At 61.4% G+C, this 23,064-nt stretch carries 19 protein-coding genes; 12 read left to right on the forward strand and 7 right to left on the reverse strand.

Annotated features, from left to right (window positions below; all coding sequences use genetic code 11):
- The first annotated feature begins 29 nt into the window (after window positions 1-29).
- Window positions 30-929, forward strand: a complete 900-nt coding sequence (murQ, locus tag MHZ97_RS03790; protein ID WP_239313612.1) for an N-acetylmuramic acid 6-phosphate etherase — start codon at window positions 30-32, stop codon at window positions 927-929.
- A gap of 188 nt (window positions 930-1,117) precedes the next feature.
- Window positions 1,118-2,662 carry a PAS domain-containing methyl-accepting chemotaxis protein gene (locus tag MHZ97_RS03795; protein ID WP_103793683.1) on the forward strand — a complete coding sequence of 515 codons (1,545 nt, stop codon included), beginning with the start codon at window positions 1,118-1,120 and terminating at the stop codon, window positions 2,660-2,662.
- Here the strand turns inward: MHZ97_RS03795 and MHZ97_RS03800 are convergent.
- Complete coding sequence (locus MHZ97_RS03800) at window positions 2,659-3,618, reverse strand: AraC family transcriptional regulator (RefSeq protein WP_103793684.1); 960 nt, start codon at window positions 3,616-3,618, stop codon at window positions 2,659-2,661. The two genes, MHZ97_RS03795 and MHZ97_RS03800, sit on opposite strands and share 4 nt — an antisense overlap.
- A gap of 104 nt (window positions 3,619-3,722) precedes the next feature.
- Between MHZ97_RS03800 and MHZ97_RS03805 the strand changes: the two genes are divergently transcribed.
- The 4 genes from MHZ97_RS03805 (at window position 3,723) to MHZ97_RS03820 (ending at window position 8,305) form a co-directional block, all read left to right on the forward strand.
- Window positions 3,723-4,883, forward strand: coding sequence for an MFS transporter (locus tag MHZ97_RS03805; RefSeq protein WP_239313593.1), 1,161 nt, complete (start codon window positions 3,723-3,725; stop codon window positions 4,881-4,883).
- 215 nt (window positions 4,884-5,098) lie between these two features.
- Window positions 5,099-5,308, forward strand: a complete 210-nt coding sequence (locus MHZ97_RS03810; RefSeq protein ID WP_103793686.1) for a DUF1471 domain-containing protein — start codon at window positions 5,099-5,101, stop codon at window positions 5,306-5,308.
- Window positions 5,309-5,517: 209 nt separating this feature from the next.
- Window positions 5,518-6,558 carry a YncE family protein gene (locus tag MHZ97_RS03815; RefSeq protein ID WP_239313590.1) on the forward strand — a complete coding sequence of 347 codons (1,041 nt, stop codon included), beginning with the start codon at window positions 5,518-5,520 and terminating at the stop codon, window positions 6,556-6,558.
- 109 nt (window positions 6,559-6,667) lie between these two features.
- Complete coding sequence (locus tag MHZ97_RS03820; RefSeq protein ID WP_239313587.1) at window positions 6,668-8,305, forward strand: dihydroxyacetone kinase subunit DhaK; 1,638 nt, start codon at window positions 6,668-6,670, stop codon at window positions 8,303-8,305.
- Between the two features lie 42 nt (window positions 8,306-8,347).
- Here MHZ97_RS03820 and sbmA read toward each other — a convergent pair whose 3' ends face one another.
- Window positions 8,348-9,589: a peptide antibiotic transporter SbmA gene (sbmA, locus tag MHZ97_RS03825; protein ID WP_239313584.1), complete on the reverse strand. Its 1,242-nt coding sequence runs from the start codon at window positions 9,587-9,589 to the stop codon at window positions 8,348-8,350.
- A gap of 297 nt (window positions 9,590-9,886) precedes the next feature.
- Here sbmA and MHZ97_RS03830 point away from each other — a divergent pair, with 297 nt between their 5' ends.
- From MHZ97_RS03830 to MHZ97_RS03845, 4 genes are all read left to right on the forward strand, one after another.
- Window positions 9,887-10,618, forward strand: a complete 732-nt coding sequence (locus MHZ97_RS03830) for a gluconate 2-dehydrogenase subunit 3 family protein (protein ID WP_239313581.1) — start codon at window positions 9,887-9,889, stop codon at window positions 10,616-10,618.
- Between the two features lies 1 nt (window position 10,619).
- On the forward strand, window positions 10,620-12,404 hold the full coding sequence (locus tag MHZ97_RS03835; protein ID WP_239313578.1) for a GMC family oxidoreductase: 1,785 nt from the start codon (window positions 10,620-10,622) through the stop codon (window positions 12,402-12,404).
- A 10-nt stretch (window positions 12,405-12,414) separates the two neighbouring features.
- Window positions 12,415-13,731, forward strand: coding sequence for a cytochrome c (locus MHZ97_RS03840; RefSeq protein WP_103794026.1), 1,317 nt, complete (start codon window positions 12,415-12,417; stop codon window positions 13,729-13,731).
- A 150-nt stretch (window positions 13,732-13,881) separates the two neighbouring features.
- Window positions 13,882-14,949, forward strand: coding sequence for an XRE family transcriptional regulator (locus tag MHZ97_RS03845; protein WP_239313575.1), 1,068 nt, complete (start codon window positions 13,882-13,884; stop codon window positions 14,947-14,949).
- A gap of 259 nt (window positions 14,950-15,208) precedes the next feature.
- Here the strand turns inward: MHZ97_RS03845 and MHZ97_RS22280 are convergent, their stop codons facing one another.
- The 5 genes from MHZ97_RS22280 to MHZ97_RS03865 form a co-directional block, all read right to left on the reverse strand.
- Window positions 15,209-15,331, reverse strand: a complete 123-nt coding sequence (locus MHZ97_RS22280) for a hypothetical protein (RefSeq protein WP_255728807.1) — start codon at window positions 15,329-15,331, stop codon at window positions 15,209-15,211.
- Window positions 15,332-15,420: 89 nt separating this feature from the next.
- On the reverse strand, window positions 15,421-16,833 hold the full coding sequence (locus tag MHZ97_RS03850; protein WP_239313572.1) for an MFS transporter: 1,413 nt from the start codon (window positions 16,831-16,833) through the stop codon (window positions 15,421-15,423).
- A gap of 186 nt (window positions 16,834-17,019) precedes the next feature.
- On the reverse strand, window positions 17,020-18,540 hold the full coding sequence (abgT, locus tag MHZ97_RS03855) for a p-aminobenzoyl-glutamate transporter (RefSeq protein WP_239313569.1): 1,521 nt from the start codon (window positions 18,538-18,540) through the stop codon (window positions 17,020-17,022).
- A 78-nt stretch (window positions 18,541-18,618) separates the two neighbouring features.
- Window positions 18,619-20,061 carry a M20 family metallopeptidase gene (locus MHZ97_RS03860; RefSeq protein WP_103793693.1) on the reverse strand — a complete coding sequence of 481 codons (1,443 nt, stop codon included), beginning with the start codon at window positions 20,059-20,061 and terminating at the stop codon, window positions 18,619-18,621.
- Window positions 20,058-21,371, reverse strand: coding sequence for an amidohydrolase (locus tag MHZ97_RS03865; protein WP_103793694.1), 1,314 nt, complete (start codon window positions 21,369-21,371; stop codon window positions 20,058-20,060). The genes MHZ97_RS03860 and MHZ97_RS03865 overlap by 4 nt, the downstream gene beginning before the upstream one ends.
- Window positions 21,372-21,475: 104 nt before the next feature.
- Between MHZ97_RS03865 and MHZ97_RS03870 the strand changes: the two genes are divergently transcribed.
- Together MHZ97_RS03870 and yjdN are read left to right on the forward strand one after the other, a co-directional pair.
- Window positions 21,476-22,372, forward strand: a complete 897-nt coding sequence (locus MHZ97_RS03870; protein WP_103793695.1) for a LysR family transcriptional regulator — start codon at window positions 21,476-21,478, stop codon at window positions 22,370-22,372.
- 73 nt (window positions 22,373-22,445) lie between these two features.
- The gene (gene yjdN, locus MHZ97_RS03875; RefSeq protein ID WP_103794027.1) at window positions 22,446-22,883 is read left to right on the forward strand and encodes a VOC family metalloprotein YjdN; all 438 of its coding nucleotides are present in this window, start codon (window positions 22,446-22,448) and stop codon (window positions 22,881-22,883) included.
- Window positions 22,884-23,064: the final 181 nt, after the last annotated feature.

The following is a 23,064-nucleotide window of genomic DNA, read 5'->3' on the forward strand; positions in this document are numbered from 1 at the left end:
CTGGATAAATCACGCCCGGAGCACGTCCCATGACAATCGACCTCAGCCAGCTCATCACCGAAGGCCGTAACCCGGCCAGCCAGAACATCGACGAGCTTTCGACCGACGCGATGCTGCGCGTCATTAACGACGAAGATAAAAAAGTGGCGCTGGCGGTTGAAGCGATCGTGCCGCAGATCGCCCAGGCGGTTGATGCTATCGTCGCCGCCTTCGCGCAGGGCGGCCGCCTGATTTACAGCGGCGCGGGCACTTCGGGACGGCTCGGCATCCTCGACGCCAGCGAATGCCCGCCAACGTTCGGCACGCCGCGCGACCAGGTTGTGGGGCTTATCGCCGGTGGCCACAAGGCGATACTGCAGGCGGTAGAAAACGCAGAGGATGACCGCGAGCAGGGCGCGCAGGATCTGCGTGATATCCAGTTCAGCGCGAAAGATGTGCTGGTGGGTATTGCCGCCAGCGGCCGCACCCCCTACGTGCTGGGGGCGCTGGCGTACGCCCGCGCGCTCGGTGCCACCACGGCGGCGCTCACCTGCAATCCCAACAGCGCACTGGCGCAGGCGGCGGATATCGCGCTTACGCCAGTGGTCGGCCCGGAAGTGGTGACCGGATCCTCACGTATGAAGGCGGGCACCGCGCAAAAGCTGGTGCTTAATATGCTCACCACCGGCGCGATGATCCGCAGCGGCAAAGTCTACGGCAACCTGATGGTCGACGTTGAGGCCACCAATCAGAAGCTGGTACAGCGCCAGATCAACATCGTTATGCAGGCCACCGACTGCGACGACGCGAGCGCCAGCCGCGCGCTGGCGGCCTGCGACGGCCACTGCAAAACCGCTATCCTGATGCTGCTGGCCAATATCGACGCCGCAGAAGCCCGCGCGCGGCTCAAGACGCATCAGGGTTTTATCCGCCGCGCCCTGCAGGGGTGATCGACAGGATTATTAAAAAGGGCTAACGATTTATAAATAAGCGGCTGACGGGTTAATTGCTCGCCAGCCGCTTTTTTAGCGGTGAAAATTTATTATCACCTCTAAAGCTGGGGTCTTTCGCTGCCGAAAATATAAAAAAACATAACTGATAATCTCCCGACATTCCGCAGCCCTTTCAAGGACCCGCCATGCGTAACAATCAGCCAGTCACCCAGCGCGAATTCGTGTTTGACGATGACGCGACCCTGATGTCGACCACCGATATCAACAGCAACATCACCTACGCCAACGACGCCTTTATCGACGTCAGCGGCTTTTCGCCGGAAGAGGTCAACGGCCAGCCGCACAATATGGTGCGCCATCCCGATATGCCGCCGGAAGCCTTTGCTGATATGTGGATGACGCTGAAGCAGGGCGAACCCTGGTCGGCGCTGGTAAAAAACCGCCGTAAAAACGGCGACCACTACTGGGTGCGCGCCAACGCGGTGCCGGTCGTGCGCAACGGCAAGGTGCAGGGCTTTATGTCGGTGCGCACCAAGCCAGGCGAAGCGGAAATCCGCGGCGCCGAAGCGCTCTACCGCGATTTTCGTGAAGGACGGGCCAAAGGGCGCCGCTTTCATAAAGGGCTGATAGTCCGCACCGGCTGGCGTCGCGTCACATCGCTGCTGAAAACGCTGCCGCTGCGCTGGCGCATTCGCCTGCCGCTGATGACGCTGCTGCCGCTGGCGGCGCTCAGTGCCGCGCTGCTCGGCATGACGCCTGCCTCACTGGGCTGCTTTAGCGGCGGCATGGCGATCCTGCTGCTGCTGACCAGCCTGTGGATGGAGCAGCAGATTTCGCGCCCGATCGAGCGCATTTGCCAGCAGGCGCTGAGCGTGGCGACCGGTGCCAGCCATAAGGTCGAGCAGATGGACCGCGTCGATGAGGTGGGCATGACGCTGCGCGCCGTCGGCCAGCTCGGCCTGATGTTCCGCTGGCTGGTGGATGACGTCAGCGGCCAGGCGATTAATGTCCTCAGCGCCAGCGACGCCATCGCCAGCAGCAACAACGAGCTGAGCCGCCGTACCGAACAGGCGGCGGCCAACGTGCAGCAGACCGCCGCCACCATGAACGAGATGACCGCCACGGTGAAAAGCAACACCGAAACGGCAGGCGAGGTGAATACCCTTTCGGCGCGCACCAGCCAGGCGGCGAGCAAGGGCGGCGACGTGATGCAGGAGATGGTCGGCATGATGGCGGAGATCGCCGAAAGTTCGCAGCGCATCGCCAACATCACCAGCGTGATCGACGGCATCGCCTTCCAGACCAATATCCTCGCGCTTAACGCGGCGGTAGAGGCGGCGCGCGCGGGCGAGCAGGGCAAAGGCTTTGCGGTGGTGGCAGGAGAGGTGCGCAGCCTGGCGCAGCGCAGCGCGAAGGCCGCCAGCGAAATCAAAAGCCTGGTGGAAACCAGCGCCAGCCGCGTGCAGCTCGGCAGCCGCCACGCCGACGCGGCGGGACGCACCATGCAGGATATTGTCGCGCAGGTGCAGAACGTCTCGTCGCTGATTGCGCAGATCAGCGCCGCTACCGCCGAGCAGTCTACCGCGCTGAGCGAGGTCTCTTCGGCGGTCGAGGATCTCGACGATATTACCCACCGCAACGCCGCGCGCGTGCAGGAGAGCGCCGAGGCGTCCGGCCGTATGACGCACCAGGCCAACCGGCTGGTGGAGGCGATCAGCGTCTTCCGCTAAGAGGCGCGCGCCTCTACCCGTCCGGCGCGCAGTGCGCCGGGCGGCTGACCAACGATGCGCTTAAAGGCGCGGCTAAAGGCGGCCAGCGAGCCGTAGCCGAGCTGAAACGCCACCACCTCTACCGCTTCGCCGTTATTGACGATGCGCTGCACCGCCAGCCGCATGCGCAGCTCGGTGAGATAGCGCAGCGGCGTCATGGTGGTGGCGTGCTGAAAGCGCTCGGCAAATACCGAACGCGAGCAGCCCGCCACGCGCGCCAGCCGCTCGACCGTCCAGTTCTCTCCCGGTTCGCGGTGCATCGCGGCAATCGCCTTGCTCAGGCGCGGATCGCGCATCGCCTGCACCAGTCCGCTGCCCTGGCCGCAGCCGTTCTCTACCCAGCCGCGCACGATCAGCGCCGCCACCACGTCCGCCAGCCGCGACAGAATGCCAGCGAACCCGGCGTGGCGCGTGCGCGATTCCCGCTCCATGGCGTCGAGAATCGGCTGGATCTCCGGGTACTGCGACAGCAGCGTGCTCACCAGCATGATATCCGGCATGGTGTTGATCAGCGGCTGCATGCCCCCCAGCTCGAACTTCATACAGGCGCTGAACAGGATCACGCTCTCCTCGTCGTCGCAGGCGTCGGCAGGCGCGCCGATGGCGCAGACGCTGTCGCAGATCGGCTTGCTGACGTAGGCGGCAATATTCTCAGTCGCGGCGTCGGGTGATGAAAGCAGGCTGTGCGGTTTGCCGTGGGGGATCAGCAGCGCGTCGCCGGTATTAAGCGTGAAGATGGCGCCCGACGCGCCGCGCACCAGCAGCGGCCCGCGCCCGACAAAGTGGAACTGCGCGCGGCCCGGCGCATGCTCATAGCGCAGGCCGAAGGGCGCGGCGAGCTGAATGCGCTGATAGGTCACGCCGTGCAGCCGCATCCCCATCAGCAGCTCGCTGGTCAGATCTTCATAATGGCTCATTGCATTCCAGACGAATTATCAATAATGAAGGTGTCACCATCATAGATCGTCTTGCCCGCAGCCTCTATGCTCCAGCCTTAATAAATTTTCTATGGAGAAGCTGCATGAGTCTGAGTAGCGAAGTGGCTGATGAGGTTTCCGTACCCGCGCGTCCAGCCTGGGGCGCGGTATTTTCAATGGCGTTTGGGGTCTTCGGCCTGATCACCGCCGAATTTCTGCCGGTCAGCCTGCTGACGCCGATCGCCGCCTCGCTGCAGGTGTCGGAAGGGCAGGCGGGACAAACGGTAACGGTGACCGCGCTGGTGGCATTGCTGACCAGTCTGGTGGTGGGCAGCGTCACGCGGCGGCTCGATCGCCGCGTGGTGATGCTGGCCTTTACGCTGCTGCTGGTCGCCTCGGCGCTGCTGGTGGCGCTGGCGAGCAACCTGACGCTGATCCTGCTGGCGCGCGTGCTGCTCGGCATGGCGATCGGCGGCTTCTGGACGCTCTCTACCGCTATCACCATGCGGCTGGTGCCCAGCGATCAGGTGCCGCGCGCCCTGTCGATCGTTTTCAGCGGCATTTCGCTGGCAACCATTATCGCCGCGCCGCTCGGCAGCTATCTTGGCGGCCTGATCGGCTGGCGCAATATCTTTATGCTGACCGCCGGGCTGGGCGGGCTGGCGCTGATCTGGCAGTGCTTTACGCTGCCGGCGATGCCGCCAGAGAATAAAGCGCGCAGCGGCGGCGTGCTCGATCTGCTGCGCAGCGGGCTGATGCGCTGGGGCATGCTGGCGGTGATTATGATGTTCACCGGCCACTTCGCCTTCTTTACCTACCTGCGTCCGTTCCTTGAGAGCAGCGCGCAGCTCAGCCTTAATCAGCTCTCGCTGGTGCTGCTGGCGTTTGGCGTGGCGAACTTCATCGGCACCTCGCTGGCGGGCTACCTGGTGACGCGCAGCGTATCGCTGACGCTGAGCGCGATGGCGCTGGTGAGCTTTGCCGATCTCTCCTGGCTGGTGGCCGCGGGCGTGGCGCTGTGGGGGCTGGCGTTTGGTTCGATGCCGACCGGCTGGTCCACCTGGATCTCGCGCGCGGTACCGGACGACGCGGAATCGGGCGGCGGCCTGCTGGTGGCCACCATCCAGCTGGCGATCACCGGCGGGGCTGCGGCGGGCGGCTGGATGTTCGACCTGCAGGGCGCAGGCGGCGTCTTTCTCGCCAGCGGCGTGCTGATGCTGCTCGCCTCTGTCACTATCTTTACTCGCGTGCGACATCACGGCTAACAGGCAAATGGGCAGCAAAATATGCTGCCCTTTTTCTTTATGCCAGTGGGTTAACCTTTTGCGGCGCCGCTACACCTAATGTGCGCTTTGACTTTCAGTAAATTTGATAAAGAACGGCAATTATCTCCGCTATCAGCAGCAGCTTCCCCGGTCTATTATTCATATCAACAAGGCGACACGCCTTACCTGAATAAACATCTACCGAGGAATTGACCATGAAAACTATCAAAACTTTTGCTGCTGTTATCGCTCTCTCTGTTCTTCCCCTGACCAGCTTTGCGCAGAGCGTCACCGCTACCGACTCTACCCTTGACGGTGCGGAAGCCAAAATCGCGGCGCAGGCGAAAGAAGCGGGCGCATCTTACAAAGTGACCGAAGCCTACACCAACAACGGCGTACATATGACGGCTGAACTGCTGAAATAAGCCTGACCGGCTGTTGCTGACAGGACGCCTGCGGGCGTCCTGGCGGCGTTTAAGCGGGTGAAACCGCTTCCCTTTCGGCGATAAATCCTTATGATTTGCCAAAAAAACTGTCTCTGCTGGCCTTAGGGCCGTTTCGCTTTTTTGTCTGGTTTGCAATGTGAGCTTTCCAGCACTGCCTGACGGCGGTGAATTTTTGCTATGGAGAGATCATGAAATCCTTATCCTCTGCGCTGCGTGTGACGCTGCTCGCCACCGCGCTCTTTTCCGCTTCCGGCATGCTGGCGCATGCGAACGACCTTACCCAGCCGATCGGCAAAGGCGCCTATGAACTCGCTTTTAGCCCCAGCGACAATACGCTGTTCCTTGCCGCATCACAGGGCAGAGACGCGCCGGGCGGCGCGGTGTTCCGCCTCGATGCGCAAAACCTGGCGATTAAACAAACCATCCCCACCGAGCTGAAAAGCTTTGGCGCGGCGATTAACCCGCAAACCAACGTGCTCTACATTGGCAATACGGTCAGCAGCGCGCTGACCGCCATCGACGCCGTGAGCGGCAAGGTGATCAACACGCTGGTGCTGGACGGCCGCCAGCGCGGCGAGGGCGTGCGCCCGCTGCAGCCGCGCGAGATCGCCGTTGATACCAAAACCAACCGCGTCTACGTCACCGGACTGGGGCCGCAGAGCGTGGTCTGGGTGGTGGATGGCAAAACCCTGCAGCTTATCAGCGTGGTGCCGAACACCGGCAAAATGGCCACCGGCCTGGCGCTCGACAGCGAGCGGCAAAAACTCTACGTGACCAACGCCGACGGCGAGCTGGTTACCATCAACACCCGCACCAACGCGATTGAACAGCGTGAGAAAATCAGCGGCGACAAAGAACACTTTTTCCTGAATATTGCGCTCGATACGCAGGGCCAGCGCGCCTTCCTCAGCGATTCAAAACAGCCGCAGGTGCTGGTGGTCGATCTGCACGATCGCAAGGTGATCCAGGGGATCGCGGTGCCGGAGTCGCTGGCGGTGCTGTTCAATGCGCAGCGCAACGAACTCTACGTCACGCACCGCAAAGCGGGCGAGGTCAGCATCATCGACGCCAGCAGCTATAAAGTGAAGCGCAGCGTTAAAACCGCAGGGCTGCCTAACAGCCTGGCGCTCTCCGCCGACGGCAGCACGCTCTACGTCAGCGTCAAGCAGCCGGGGTCGCGCAAAGAACCACCGAAGGATCCCGACAGCGTGATGCGTATCGCGCTTTAATTTGACCCTCCTCTTCAGGGGCGGCCGCTGCGCCGCCCTTTGCATTTCTTCGGCTACCTTTATTAGCGTGCCGCTGCCTGGCGGCATCAACACCATTGGAGAAGATGCAATGAGCCAGTTCCTGATGAATGAAAAAAATAATCTGGTCAACGAAGCGATAGAGGGCGTGCTGTTGAGCACGCCGTGGCATAACCTCAGCCGCCTCGACTTAGGCGACGATATTCGGGTGGTGGTGCGCAACGACTGGGACAAAAGCAAGGTGGCGCTGATTTCGGGCGGCGGCTCGGGGCATGAACCGGCGCACGCCGGCTTCGTTGGCAAAGGGATGCTGACCGCGGCGGTCTGCGGCGATATTTTCGCTTCCCCCAGCGTCGACGCGGTGCTGAGCGCCATTATCAACGTCACCGGCGACGCCGGCTGCCTGCTGATTGTGAAAAACTACACCGGCGACCGGCTTAACTTCGGCCTGGCGGCGGAGAAGGCGCGCGCGATGGGCTACCAGGTAGAGATGGTAATGGTGCAGGACGATATCGCCCTGCCGGACAACCCGCAGCCGCGCGGCATCGCCGGCACCGCCCTGATCCACAAAATCGCCGGCTACGCCGCAGAGCAGGGGCAGTCGCTGGCGCAGGTGAAAACCCTGGCCCAGCGCGCCATCAAGGGCACGGCGAGCATTGGCGTCGCCTTTTCCACCTGCCATATTCCCGGCGAAAAGCGCGACAACCGCGTGAAAGAGGGCGAGAGCGAGCTGGGTATGGGCATTCACGGCGAGCCGGGCGTTATTACGCTGGATACGCAAAACAGCGAGCAGCTGGTCACCCTTATGACGGAGAAGCTGGCTAAACATCTCTCTTCCGGCACCCGCGCGGTGCTGATGGTGAACAACCTCGGCGGCTTCTCGATGCTGGAGCTGGCGCTGGTAACGCGCGACGTGCTGAAAAGCCCGCTGGCGGCGCAGATCAGCCATTTAATCGGCCCGGCGACCCTGGTAAGCGCGCTCGATATGAAAGGCTTTTCGCTGACGGTGCTGCAGGTGGAAGCGGCGTTTCTCGAGGCGCTGAAAGCGCCGGTCGAGGTGCTGGGCTGGGCGCCAGTCCATGCGGTGGAGTCAGTGACCACGCTGAGCAGCCAGCGCGTGGTCAGCAACGTTGAATTTACCCCCTCTCAGGACGAACGCACGGCGCAGATAGTTGACCGCGTGGCGCAGACGCTGATCGATCTCGAAGCGGAGCTGAACGCGCTGGACGCGAAAGTAGGCGACGGCGACACCGGTTCGACCTTCGCCGCCGGCGCGCGCAAGGTGAAAAGCGCGCTGGAGGCGCAGCAGCTGCCGCTGGCGGATCTGCCGACGCTGTTCGCGCTGGTGGGCGAACAGCTGGCGACGGTAATGGGCGGCTCGAGCGGCGTGCTGATGTCGATTCTGTTTACCGCGGCGGGGCAGCGGCTGGCGGAGGGGGGTACGCTGCCGCAGGCGCTGACGCAGGGGCTGGAGCAGATGAAGCACTACGGCGGCGCGCAGATTGGCCACCGTACGCTGGTGGATGCGCTGGAGCCGGCGCTGGCGGCGCTATCGGCGGGCAGCTCACTGGCGGAGGCGGCAGCGGCGGCGGCGCAGGGCGCCGACTCCACCGCGCAGATGCAGAGCGCCAGAGCGGGACGCGCCTCCTACCTTAATCAGCAGACGCTGGATGGGGTAAAAGATCCCGGCGCCTGGGCCGTGGAGAAGGTTTTCGCCGCGCTGGTGTGATGCCGGGCGGAGCTGTCCCCGCCGTGGGGACAGCTTCAGTGGCTACTCGTTTTCCGCCGCTTCGCGCATCATCTCCTGATGCGGGATATCCTGCAGAATCTGCTCGAAACTGCGCAGACGTTTGTAGATCGACATCAGCTCCACCAGCGTCGACCAGGAGGTAATCAGGTACTGGAACGAGGAGCGCACCTGGTCGAAAACGTTGGTGATCTGGTTCAGCAACCCGAGCGTAATGGTGCCCGCCACAATAGAGGGAAACAGCACGAACAGGCCGAATACGTTATCGACCTGCAGATAGAGAATGCGGGTGATATTAAAGTAGAGATAGTGAAAGTAGAGGCGGAAATAGTTAAAGCGTACGCGGCTGAACAGCGCCTGCACCGTCGGCGGCGTCGCGCGATCGGCATTATCTTCGCCGTAGACCAGCTCTTTACGATAGGCCGCCTCGACCCGCTGATTGCGGAACTCCAGCCCCGGCAGCTTGATGCCTACCAGCGCCAGCAGCGCCGTGCCGAACAGCGACCAGAGCAGCGCCGCGATCACCAGCGCATAGGGGATATTGCCGAGAATCGGCACATCCTTGACGTGATGCGACAGGCCGATCAACACCGGCAAAAAGGCCACCAGCGTCATAATCGCCTGAATAAAACTCACGCCCCAGTCTTCCAGCGTGCTGGCGAAGCGCATGGTGTCTTCCTGCACGCGCTGCGCCGCGCCTTCGACCTTACGCAGGCGCTGCCAGTTGTGCATATAGTAGTTGTTCATCGCGGTACGCCAGCGGAACACCCAGTGGCTGATAAAGAACGAGTTCATCACGCCAATCACCACCGCTATCAGGGCGATACCGAGAAAAGCCATCACTTCCGCGTAAAAACGGCTAATCGGCACCGACCCTGCTTTGGTCAGCGCCTGCTGAATAAGATCGTAAAACGGGCCATACCAGGCGTTGACCCCGACGCCGACCTGCACGCCAAACCAGGTGACAAAGATAATCAGCGCCGATCCCCACACCGACCAGCGCTGCCAGGGATGGTTATCAATAACCCGCCAGGCCAGGGCGAAGAGCGCCACCACTATCCAGTAGTAGCCATAAAACCAGAGCTGGCTGGGGGCGATAAAACGCGCGGCCGTGGTCGGCAGCGGCTGCTGGACGGCGGCATGCAGCGCTGGCCAGCGGGACGGCAGGTCATCGGCAAAGCCGAACCAGGCAAAAATCGCGATCAGACTCCAGATCGCTGCCGAGCTGAAAAACAGCGCTGGCCGGGGGAAAAAGGACTTAAACATAGGCTCTCCGCTGTTGTGTGCACTCTTTTATAACGTCTTTTAGCATTATCTGTCTGTTGAGTGTTGTTTCTGGTAGTGACAGTTATCCGGTGCGTCAGGTAAAGCATTTCGACGAGATGTTAATGAATTTGTGCGAATTTGTTTCGGCGAACTAAATGTTTCACCACAACAGTGTTACACTAGCGGCCGCTGTTACCGGTAACAGTGCTGCTGTAACCCTTAATCCGCATAAAAAAACCATTACAACGCAACTGTTTAACTTTCATGCCGCATTATAAGCGGTACTGAGGCAATGTCATGTCAGAACAAAAACGTGGGCAGACACGCAGGGATTTTCTGTTAAGAACCATTGCGCTGGCGCCAGCGATGGCGGCGGGCAGCGCCGTCGTCGGCGGCTTCAGCATGGCACCCGCGGTGCAGGCTGCCGATCCCGCAGCGGCGCAGCCGGCGCGCGACTACCAGCCCAGCTGGTTTACCGCAGAAGAGTTCGCCTTTATCAAGGCTGCCGTCGCCCGCCTGATCCCCAATGATGAGCGCGGCCCAGGCGCGCTGGAAGCGGGCGTGCCGGAATTTATCGACCGCCAGATGAACACCCCTTACGCCACCGGTGCCAACTGGTATATGCAGGGGCCGTTCAATCCGGACCTGCCGAAAGAGCTGGGCTATCAGCTGCCGCTGGTGCCGCAGCAGATCTACCGTCTGGGACTGGCGGACGCCGACGACTACAGCAAGCGCCAGCACGGCAAGGTCTTTGCCGATCTCAGCGGCGAGCAGCAGGACGCACTGCTGCAGGCGATGGAGAGCGGTGAGGCCGATTTCCGCCAGCTGCCGGCAAAAACCTTCTTCGCCTTTCTGATCCAGAACACCCGCGAAGGCTTCTTCAGCGACCCGATTCACGGCGGCAACCAGAATATGGTGGGCTGGAAGCTGATCGGCTTCCCAGGCGCGCGCGCCGACTTTATGGACTGGGTAGAGCGCGGCGAACGCTATCCGTTCCCGTCAGTATCGATTCGCGGGGAGCGTGCGTAACATGGCAAACGAGATGAAAAAAGCAGACGCGGTGATTGTCGGTTTCGGCTGGGCCGGGGCAATTATGGCGAAAGAGCTGACCGAAGCGGGTCTGAACGTGGTGGCGCTGGAGCGCGGCCCGCATCGCGACACCTATCCAGACGGCTCCTATCCGCAGTCGATTGACGAGCTGACCTACAATATTCGCAAAAAGCTGTTCCAGGATCTGTCGAAAAGCACCGTGACTATCCGTCACGACGCCTCGCAGACGGCGGTTCCCTATCGCCAGCTGGCCGCCTTTCTGCCGGGCACCGGCACCGGCGGCGCAGGGCTGCACTGGTCTGGCGTCCACTTCCGCGTCGATCCGACCGAGCTGCGCCAGCGCAGCCACTATGAAGAGCGCTACGGCAAAAACTTTATCCCGGAAGGGATGACTATCCAGGATTTTGGCGTCACCTATGATGAGCTGGAGCCGTTCTTCGACAAGGCGGAAAAAGTCTTCGGCACCTCCGGCACGCCGTGGAGCATTAAAGGGCAGGTAGTCGGCAAAAATAAGGGCGGCAACCCGTTTGCGCCGGATCGCTCCGATAAATTCCCGCTGCCGGCGCAGAAGCGCACTTACTCGGCGCAGCTGTTTGCCGAGGCGGCGAAGTCGGTGGGCTATCACCCCTACGATCTGCCGTCGGCCAACACCTCCGGCCCCTACACCAACCCCTACGGCGCACAGATGGGGCCGTGCAACTTCTGCGGCTACTGCAGCGGCTACGCCTGCTACATGTACTCGAAAGCGTCGCCGAACGTAAATATCCTGCCTGCGCTGCGTCAGGAGCCGAAGTTCGAGCTGCGCAATAACTCTTACGTGCTGCGCGTCAACCTGACCGACGACAAAAAGCGCGCCACCGGCGTCACCTATGTCGACGCGCAGGGGCGTGAGGTGGTGCAGCCGGCGGATCTGGTGATCCTGTCAGCGTTCCAGTTCCACAACGTCCACCTGATGCTGCTCTCCGGCATCGGCAAGCCCTATAACCCGATCACCAACGAAGGCACCGTCGGCCGTAACTTCGCCTATCAGAACATCTCGACCCTGAAGGCGCTGTTCGACAAAAACACCACCACCAACCCCTTTATCGGCGCGGGCGGCGCGGGCGTTGGCGTCGACGACTTCAACGCCGACAACTTCGACCACGGGCCGCACGGCTTCGTCGGCGGCTCGCCGTTCTGGGTCAACCAGGCGGGTACCAAACCGATCTCTGGCCTGCCGACCCCAACCGGCACGCCGAACTGGGGCAGCAAGTGGAAAGCGGCGGTGGCGGATACCTATACGCACCACGTCTCGATGGACGCCCACGGCGCGCACCAGTCCTACCGCGTGAACTACCTCGATCTCGATCCCAACTACAAAGATGCCCACGGCCAGCCGCTGCTGCGCATGACCTTTGACTGGCAGGATAACGACATCAAAATGGCGCAGTTTATGGTGGGCAAGATGCATAAAATTGCCGAAGCGATGAGCCCGAAGATGATTATCGGCGGCGCGAAAAAGCCGGGCAGCCATTTCGACACCACGGTCTATCAGACTACGCACATCAGCGGCGGCGCCATTATGGGGGAGGATCCCTCAACCAGCGCGGTTAACCGCTATCTGCAGAGCTGGGACGTGCCGAACGTCTTTGTACCGGGCGCCTCCGCTTTCCCGCAGGGGCTGGGCTATAACCCGACGGGCATGGTGGCGGCGCTGACCTACTGGTCGGCGAAAGCGATCCGCGAACAGTATCTGAAAAACCCGGGTCCACTGGTGCAGGCATAAGGAAATGGCGATGAAAAACGGCTTACTGGCCCTGATTCTGGGCACGATGACCTTTGCCGCACTGGCGGACGACAACGGCGGCGATCGGGTAAAACGCGGCGAGTATCTGGCGCGCGCGGGCGACTGCGTCGCCTGTCACACCAGCAAAGATGGCAAACCTTTCGCCGGCGGCCTGCCGATGGCGACGCCGATCGGCACCATCTACTCCACCAATATCACGCCGGACAAAGCGACCGGTATTGGCGACTACAGCTACGACGACTTCCAGAAGGCGGTGCGTCACGGCGTGGCGAAGAATGGCGATACCCTCTATCCAGCGATGCCTTATCCTTCTTATGCGGTGGTAAGCGACGAAGATATGCAGGCGCTCTACGCTTACTTTATGCACGGCGTGGCGCCGGTGGAGCAGGCTAACCATAAAAGCGACATTCCCTGGCCGCTGTCGATGCGCTGGCCGCTGGCTATCTGGCGCACGATGTTCGCGCCGGACGTGAAGGCGTTCCAGCCGGCGGCGCAGGAAGATCCTGAGCTGGCGCGCGGGCGCTATCTGGTGGAAGGGCTGGGCCACTGTGGTGCCTGCCATACGCCGCGCAGCATCACTATGCAGGAGAAAGCCCTGAACAACGGTGAAGGCAGCGACTATCTGGCGGGCAGCAGCGCGCCGATTGACGGCTGGACCGCCAGCAACCTGCGCGGCGATAACCGTGACGGGCTGGGCCGCTGGAGCGAAGAGGATCTGCGTCAGTTCCTGCGCTACGGTCGCAACGACCATACCGCTGCGTTTGGCGGCATGACCGAGGTGGTTGAGCACAGCCTGCAGCATCTCAGCGATAAGGATATCGCGGCGATCGCCCACTATCTGAAGTCGCTCGGCGCGAAGGACCCGAACCAGGCTGCGTTTAGCGTCGATGACGCCACGGCGAAAGCGCTGTGGAAAGGCGACGACAGCGCGACCGGCGCCTCGGTCTATGTTGATAGCTGCGCGGCCTGTCATAAAACTGACGGCAGCGGCTATCAGCGCTTCTTCCCGGCGCTGCGCGGCAACCCGGTGGTGATGGCCGAGGATCCCACCTCGCTGATCCATATCGTGCTGGCGGGCGGCACCTTGCCCGGCGTGAAAGGCGCGCCGACCACCATTACCATGCCGGCGTTCGGCTGGCGGCTGGACGATCAGCAGGTCGCGGACGTGGTGAATTTTATCCGCACCAGCTGGGGCAACGGCGGCAAGTCAGACGTCACGGCGAAGGATGTGGCGAAGCTGCGTAAAGATAAGACTATTCAGCCTTATCAGGGCAGCGCGGATATCCACCAACTCGAAAATCAGTAATCCTGTATCACGGCGCTCCGGCTCAGGCTGGAGCGCCTTTTCCTGCCGCTTTCTCCTCTCCCTTTTGATTGAAAATGCAGCATCGCGCGCGCATAATCCGGTTTACGGAAATTTGCTGTTTTCTTTTTTTGTAAACCACAGGAGATTGACATGTTTGGTGAGCGTTTGTTTCGTGCCCGCGCTGCGTCCGGCCTGTCAATGAGAGAGCTTGGCGTGCTGGCGGGCGTCAGCGCCAATATGATCAAGAAGTACGAGCATAATGAAAGTATGCCGGGCTCGGCTGTGCTGCTCAAAATATCGCGCGCGCTGGGGGTGAGAAACGAATATTTTTTTCGCCCCACCACGATAGAGCTTAAAGAGATTGAGTACCGTAAGCGCAGTAATCTTACGAAAAAGGCGTTAACGCGCATTCATGCAGACATCATTGACCAGGTGGAGCGCTGGATGGAGCTGGCCGCTCTCTGGCCGCATTTTCCCGTTCCCACTTTTACCGCGCCACGTTTCACTACCCGACGGCTGACAAATTACGACGAGGTTGAAAAAGCGGCGAACAGCCTGAGAGAAGAGTGGGGGCTAGGCAGTCAGCCTGTTTCCAGCCTGATCGATCTCCTTGAGCGACAGGGCATCCTGGTTATCGTCACGCAGGCGGATCACGCAGAAAAATTCGACGGTTGTCAGGCGAAGGTCAACGGTATGCCTGTTATTGTGATTTCAGGGAAATGGCCCGGCGATCGTCAGCGCTTTACGCTGGCGCACGAGCTTGGCCACCTTGTGCTGCATCATCGGCTGGCAGACGAACTGGATGAAGAGAAAGCGTGCCATCGCTTCGCCGGAGCCTTTCTGCTGCCCGCCAGCACGATGCGACAGCGATTAGGCGCGCGCCGGCATACCCTTGAAGTGCGTGAGCTCTATATGCTTAAGCAGGAAGCGGGTCTGAGCATGATGGCGTGCGTCTATCGGGCCGCCGATCTGGGTATTATCAGCGACCAGACCCGGCAAAAGCTTTTTATGCTGTTTTCAGTGCGTCACTGGCGAACGCTGGAGCCGGGTGAGGCCTGTCCGCCGGAGGAGACCAGCCTGTTCGCACAGCTTGTTTTCCGCGGCCTGGGAGAAGGGATAATTAGCGAATCTAAGGCTGCCGAGCTGCTGGGCATCTCGCTGTCTCAGTTCCACCGCGCGCGAAAACTGGAATCGCCCGATGTTGATTCTTATCAGTGATGCAAACATCCTGATCGATCTGGAAGAAGGCGAACTTATTCGCTTTCTGTTCCATCTTCCTTATCAGTTCACCGTACCCGATTTGCTCTTCTAGGACGAGCTGGCAGAGCACCATGCTTATCTGCTGGAACAGGGCCTTCATCTCGGTGAAATGACGCCAGAAACATTGCGCTATGTTAGCCAGCTGGTAACGCGATTTCAGGGGCCGAGTCGCTATGATTGTTTCGCTCTGGCGCTGGCGCGACAGGAAAAATGTCCGCTACTGACTGGCGACAAAGCGCTGCGGCTGGCGGCGCAGGCTGAACAGGTCGAGGTGAGAGGAACGCTGTGGCTGGTGGAAGAAATGGTGCGCTACGCCCTGATAGACCACGCTGCCGCTCATCGCGCTTACTTGCTGATGCGCGCGAGCGGCAGGCGTTTACCCTGGGACAGAGCATTTCAGGGACTGTCCAGAGACCCGCAGCCAGACAGTTAAATATTCTCCAGATCGATCCCGCGCGTTTTTGGCCCGTAAACCCCCACCGACAGCATCACCATCAGCATACTCAGCACGATAAAGGCGATAACGCCCTGGCTGCCCGCATACTGCAAAATCATCCCGATAAGAATGCTGCTGAACACCGTTGAGAGGCGGCTAAAGGAGTAGCAAAAGCCGACCGCGCGGGCGCGGATATGGGTGGGAAAAATCTCCGTCTGGTAGGCGTGATAGCTAAAGGTCAGCCAGGCGTTGGAGTAGGTGATCAGAAAGCCGCAGAGTATCAGCAGCACCGGATTAGTCTGGAAGGCGAACAGCGTGCCGAACACCACCGTCATCAGACAGGATAAAACAATCTGCCATTTGTTCTCGATCCTGTCAGCGTAGCGGCTGCAGATCAGCGAGCCGAGCGGGTAGGCGAGGGTGATAAAAAAGGCGTAGAGCAGGCTGTGGGTGACGGTCGCGCCTTTGCCCGACAGCAGCGCGGGCAGCCAGTTGCCGAAGCCGAAAAAGCCGATCGCCTGAAAGAAGTTCATCACCACCAGCATCAGGGTACGCTTGCGGTAGGCGGGCGCCCAGATCTCGCCGAAGCGGCCGCGTTTCGGCAGCTGCGCCGCCGCGTCATCCGGCGGAAAATCTGCGCCGGGCGCGACGCCGCAGCGTTTCTCCATCGCGCTCAGCACCTGATGCGCCTCCTGATGACGGCCCTGCTGCGCCAGCCAGCGCGCCGACTCCGGCAGATCTTTGCGGATAAACCAGATAATCAGCGAACAGAGTGCCCCTGCAATCACCACCCAGCGCCACCCTTCGAGGCTTAACAGCGTTTGCGGCACCAGCCACCAGGACATGAGCGCCACCGTTGGCACCGAGAGGAACTGCACGAAAAAAGAGAAGGCGAAGGCGCGGCTGCGCAGATGCGTCGGCACCCATTCTGAAAGATAGGTGTCGATGGTCACCAGCTCGATGCCGAGGCCGATGCCCACCAGAAAGCGGAACAGAATAATCATCTCCGCGCTCTGCTGGAAGGCCATCAGCAGCGAGAAAACGCCATACCACGCCAGCGCGCACATAAACGTCAGGCGGCGACCGAAGCGGTCGGCCCAGGGCGCAAGCAGGCTGGCACCAACAAACAGGCCGAGAAAGGTGGCGGAGGCGAAGGCGGCCTGATCGGCGATGCCGAACACGCCCGCGCTGCCGGTGTGGAAGATACCGGCGGCCACTAGCCCGGCGCTGATATAGCCGGTTTCGAACAGATCGTAGAGCTCAAAAAAGCCGCCGAGCGCCAGCAGCGTAATAAAACGCCATAAGCCGCGTGACGAAGGCAGGGCGTCGATGCGCGCCGCTAAGCTGTTATTCGGCGACGGCGCAGCGCACCCCGGCGCCATCCCTGAAGTGCAGGTGGTTGTCATTATTTTATTAACCTCGGTGTGACGGTGTTTGCCTGTCTCGCTAACGGCGTGGCGACGTTATAAAAATAGTGACTGTTAGCAAGCGAAGAAACAGCAGAATAATCAATTCGGCGATCCTTGCCGAGAGGGGTGTTGGTGAGTTTTTAGCAACGTACGTTGCACTTTTCGCCCTCCCTGGCGAGAGCGCTAAGGCATCTGCGGCCAGACGCCCGGCCCAATCGGCAGCCCCAGCGCATACCACGCGAGCAGCAGCGCGATCCAGGTGATAAAGAAGACCACCGGATAGGGGAAAATCAGCACGTAATAGGTGCCGAGCTGGGCACCTTTCAGGTAGCGCTGCAGAAAGGAGAGAAACAGCGGCAGAAAGGGCGACATCGGCGCCAGCGGCAGCACCGCCGAGTCGGCAATACGGAAGATCATCTGGGCGAAGGCGGGGTGAAAGCCGAGCAGCATAAACATCGGCACGAATACCGGCGCGAGGATCGACCATATCGCCGATCCGCTGGCGATAAACATACAGAGAAAGGCCGACAGGAACATCAGGCCGAGAAAGGCGGGCGCGCCGCTGATACCCGCGCTCTCCAGCACGTCGGTCAGCCCGATGGCCATAAACTTGCCCATGTTGCTCCAGTTGAAGAACGCCACAAACTGCGACAGCGGAAACACCATAACGATAAAGCCCGCCATGCTTTTCATCGGCTCAACCAGCAGCTGCGGAATATCGTCGGGACGACGAATTTGCTTTGTCACCGCGCCATAGACGATCGCCACCACGAAGAAAAACAGAATGATGATCGGCACGATGCCGCGAATGAAGGGCGAGGGCACAATGCTGCCGGTTTTGGGATCGCGCAGCGGCGCATGTTCCGGCACCACCAGCAGCGCCAGCACGCCGATAAACAGCAGCGCCGCAATGCCCGCCGCGCGCAGGCCGCGATTCTCCAGCGGCGTCAGGGCCGCCAGCCGCTCGCTGCTGCCCTCATTCCACTGCGGCAGGCGCGGTTCGATAAATTTATCGGTGAGAATGGCGCCCGCCACGGTCAGCACAATCACCGAGGTGGCCATAAAGAACCAGTTATCGATCACGCTGACCTGTACCGTATCGCTCACCGCCTTCGCCGCCTCGGTGCTGATGCCGGAGAGCAGCACATCGGTGGTGACGATAAGCAGGTTAGCGGTAAAGCCGGAGGCGACGCCGGCAATCGCCGCCAGCAGGCCCGCCACAGGATGACGGCCCACGGCGAGAAAGATCAGCGCCCCGAGCGGCGGCATCACCACCAGCGCGGCATCGGAGGAGATATGGCTGAAAAAGGCGATAAACAGCACCATATAGCTGGCGTAGCGGCGGCTCACGCGTGACGCCATCTTCACCATCAGCGACTGCAGCAGGCCAACCTTTTCCGCCAGGCCCGCGCCGAGCACCAGCGCCAGAATCGAGCCGAGCGGCGTAAAGCCGCTGAAGTTTTTGATGATATTGGGCAGGATCCACTGCAGGCCGGCGACGCTCAGCAGGTTATTAACGCGCACCATCTCGCCGCTGACCGGATTTTTCACCGCCAGATCGAGCGAGCTGATAATCGCGGTGGCTACCATCAGCACCAGGATTAAATAAACAAACAGCAGGAAGGGATTGGGGACTTTGTTGCCGACCCGCTCTATCCAGCCGAACACTTTCCCAGGGCTGCGACTCTCCGACATTATGGTCATGATATTCCTCGTCTTGAATGGTCGTGTTTGCGTTTTTTTATTGTGTTATCGGTCCGCGCCCGGCGGCGCGGCCGCGGCTCAGCTGGCCAGTTTTGAAGGCGTGACGCCTGCAGGAATCGGGCATCTATAGGGCTGCGCGCGGCGCGCCCGTTCAAATTCGGCGCGGCAGCGCGCCAGCGCCTGCGCATCGGTCAGCAGCTCCAGCACGGTGGCGGCCATCACTTTGCCCGCCAGCAGCATCCCCTTGTGCGCGACGGTGGTGCGTCCCTGCGCCACCAGCTGCCAGGTGTGCAGCGGCGTGCCGAAGGTAAAGCAGGGTGCAAAGCACTGCGCAACGGGCGTCACCCAGCTGACGTCGCCGACGTCGGTGGATCCGTAGAGCAGCTCGCGCGTCGCCGCGCAGGGCGCGACTTCATCCATCAGCAGCTTGTCGCCGTGCGCCTCAATCCAGGCCGCGCCCGCCTCGCCGCCGGTGCGCGCCGCATTAAGCCGCGCGTTGCGCAGATCCTCCTCGCTCAGCGTGGCGCGGATATCGGCGGCGAAGGCGCGCTCGTCGTCGCTGTAGTGCGGCAGACCGAAGTGATGCAAATAACGCTCCATCACCGCCTCCAGCGCGCGGTTCGGCACATAGTTAGAGCAGGCCTTATCGAAGCGCACACTGACCTGGGTGTCGGTCATCAGCGCCGCGCCTTTGGCAATATTGATTACGCGCTGGTAGATCTCCTGCGCCTGCGGCAGCTCGGGCGCGCGGATCAGGTAGAGAACTTCGGCATCGGCCTGCACCACGTTGGGCGAGACGCCGCCGCTGTTGGTCACCGCATAGTGCAGCCGCGCCTCCTGCACGATATGCTCGCGCAAAAAGTTGGCACCGGTGTTCATCAGCGTCACCGCATCAAGCGCGCTGCGGCCCAGGTGCGGTGAGTTGGCCGCGTGCGCCGCCACCCCTTTGAACTGAAATGCCGCCTGGATGTTGGCCAGCGTGCTGAGATTAAACAGGCCGCTAAAGCCCTCGGGATGCCAGGTAACGGCGGCGTCGACATCGTCGAACAGCCCCTCGCGCACCATAAAGGTTTTACCCGATCCCCCCTCTTCGCCGGGGCAACCGTAGAAGCGCACCGTGCCGCGTCCGCCGTGCTGCGCCAGCCACGCCTTCAGCGCGAACGCCGCCGCCAGCCCCGCGGTGCCGAGCAGATTATGGCCGCAGCCGTGGCCGTTGCCGTTTGCCTCCAGCGGCTCCGGCCGCGCGCAGCCCGCCCGCTGGCTCAGCCCGGCCAGCGCGTCGAACTCGCCAAGAATGGCGATCACCGGCTGGCCTTCGCCCGTACTGGCGATAAAGGCGGTTTCGATATTGCCGACGCCGCGCGTCACGGTGAAGCCTTCCTGCTCCAGCGCATCAGCCAGCAGCGCGCTGGATCGGACTTCGGCGAAGCGGGTTTCTGGCGTCTCCCAGATGGCGTCGCTGAGGGCGGTGAAGCGCGCCTGGTGAGTGTCGATATAGTCGGCAAGGCGATCCGCGTTCATCGTCCGCCTCCGAACTGCGCCTGGTTGAGCGCCAGCGTCGCCAGCATCTGCACCGCTTTGCCCATCACGCTTTCGTCAAAGTCGAAGCGGGCGTTATGGTGACCCGCCGCCAGCTCGCAGCCGAAGATGGCGTAGGTCGCCTGGCCGCCGCGCTGTTTGACGCGCTCCATCATGTAGGTCGCGTCTTCCGATCCGGCGGCCTGCGCCTTGCGGTCCACCACCGAGTCGAAGATGCCCAGCGCCTCCGCCTGCTGGTGGAGAAAATCGACCCAGGGCTGAGTCGGCGTGCAGCTGCGCGCCGCGCCCATCAGCTTCACCTCATACTCCACGCCGTACATCGCGGCTGCGCCGGCGATAACGCGCAGCGCCTGCTGATAGATATCGTCGTTGACCTCGTTGCTGGCGCCGCGCGTCTCCACCTTCATCAGCGCGGTGTCAGCCACCACGTTGCGGCCGGTTCCCGCCTGCAGCACGCCGACGTTGACGCGCGCCACGCCGCCGCTGTGCTGGGGCAGCCCGTGCAGCCCCAGCGTGGCCTGCGCCGCCGCCAGCAGCGCGTTGCGCCCCTCTTCAGGCTTGCCGCCCGCGTGCGCGCCGACGCCGGTAAAGCGCACGTCGAGCTTCGTGGTGGCGAGGAAGCTGTCGCTGCCGCATACCAGTTCGCCAGCGGGCACGCCGGTGCCGAGATGGATGGCGGTAAAGAGATCGACATCGTCCACCACGCCCGCTTCCACCATCGCCTTCGCGCCGCGGACGCCCTCTTCAGCGGGCTGGAAAATCAGTTTGAGGGTGCCGCTCAGCTGCGACTTCATCGCCATCAGCACGCTGGCGAGCGCCAGCCCGATGGTGGTATGGCCGTCGTGGCCGCAGGCGTGCATCATGCCGGGATTGCAGGAGGCGAAGCCTTCGCGCTGCGGCAGGTGATCGGCCGCCTGGCTCTCATTAAGATCGAGCGCGTCCATATCGACGCGGAACCCCATGACCGGGCCGGGTCGGCCAGTCTCGAGCGTGGCGACGATGCCGCAAAAGCCGCCGGAGAACGCGGGCAGCCACTGGGGCAGCGCACCCTGCTGCAGCGCGCGCGCCTCCTGCTGTTTGATGATTTCGGCGTCGGGCAGCCCCATGCGCGCCTCGGCGTTAATCACCTCGCGGCCCAGCTGCAGCTGATAGCCCAGCCTGTGTAGCGCGTCGGCCACCCGCGTCGCGGTGCGAAATTCCAGCCAGCCAGATTCGGCGTACTGATGGAGATCGCGGCGCCAGCTTTGCATCTGCGGTGCCAGCGCTTGGACCTGCTCGGAGAGGGTTGTCATAGGAAATCCTTATTGATGGTTTTTTATGCACAGCGTCGAATTTACACAAGGCGCGCGGACCGCATAAGATGCGAATAACTTTCTCCTGATAAACCGTGGTTATCATGCCGTCACAGCTTAAATTGCATCAGCTGCGCGCCTTTGTAGAGGTGGCGCGCCAGGGCAGTATCCGCGCCGCAGGCCGTCTTTCCGGGCTTTCCCAGCCAGCGCTGACCAAAGCGATTCAGGAACTTGAGCAGGTTTTAGGCGCAAAACTCTTTATTCGCCGCCAGCAGGGTGTGGTGTTAACCGACGTAGGTGATAACTTTTTTCGCCATGCGAGTCTGGTGCTGGAAGAATTACGTGTGGCGCAGGAGGATATTCAGCAGCGGCTGGGGCTGGCAGGCGGACGGGTGAATATCGGGGTGGGCGGCAGCGTGGCGCGCACCATCATGCCGCAGGTTATCACCCAGTTTCACCGCGAATATCCGCAGGTAAAGGTGCGTATTGTTGAGGGGCAGCTGGTGTCGATGATCCCGGAGCTGCGCCAGGGCGAACTCGATTTCACCATCAACACCTACGACCAGAGCCATCTCGATCAGGAGCTGAGCTTCGAGAAAATGATGCAGCGCGACTACAAGGTGGTGGTGCGCAAAGGGCACCCGCTGGAAAAGGCGCGCACGCTGGCGGAGTTGCAGCAGTGCGACTGGACGATGCCGACGCCGAAAGGCAGCTATTACCGACTGCTGCACGATCTGTTTGGCGAGCGCGGCATGGCGCCGAAAATCGTGGTCTCCTGCGAAACCTTTATGGCCTGCACCAGTCTGGTGGCGCAGAGCGATTTCGTCAGCATTTTGTCGGTGGATGTGATTAACGATCCGGTGCTGGGGCACCAGCTGGTGGCGCTGGAGCTGGACGAGCCGCTGCCAAAAGCGACCTTCTACCTGATTCAGCGCAAAGAGACCGCACTGACGCCGATGAGCGCCTATATGGCGCAGCTGTTTCGGCGATATTGCCAGTAAAAACAGGGTATTAGGTCGATCGTCTACACTGTTAAGGTGCTGTAAGAAATCCAACCGACAAATGGAGGTGAAGATGCAAGTCAGTCCTTATCTGTTTCTCTATGGCCGCTGCGAAGAGGCGATCGATTTTTACCTGGCCGCCACCGAGGGCGAACTGCTGTACAAAATGACCTTTGGCGATATGCCGGATCAGGGTGAACAGGTGGGCGACCAGTCTGCGCCGCCGCTGCCGCCGGAGAAAATCATGCACGCTCATCTGCGTATTGGTCAGGGTGAACTGATGCTGAGCGACGGCAACACCGATCAGCCGCCAGCTTCAGAACATGCGGGCTATGCGGTCAGTCTGTCGACCACCGATGTGGATCAGGGTAAAGCCTGGTTTGAAAAGCTGTCGGCGGGCGGTAAAGTCACAACGCCGTGGCAGGAGACCTTCTGGTCAGACGGCTTCGCCATGTTTATCGATAAGTTTGGCATTCCGTGGCGCATCAATGTGGTGAAACCGCAGCAGTAAGTCTGGTTAAGGTAGTGTGTTTACGCGGTGAGCGTTTTCCCATAACGCATCGCGTCAGCCCGGTAACGGGCGCACCTCAGGGATGAGGTGCGTATTTGCGCAGGTCGAGCTGGCATAGCCGTTTTTGCATCTCTGCGATCGGGCCAGCTCTCCTGCGACAGGCACTACTTTCAAGCGGGCA

Source organism: Pantoea sp. ACRSC (assembly GCF_022346785.1).
Lineage (GTDB): Bacteria > Pseudomonadota > Gammaproteobacteria > Enterobacterales > Enterobacteriaceae > Pantoea > Pantoea alvi.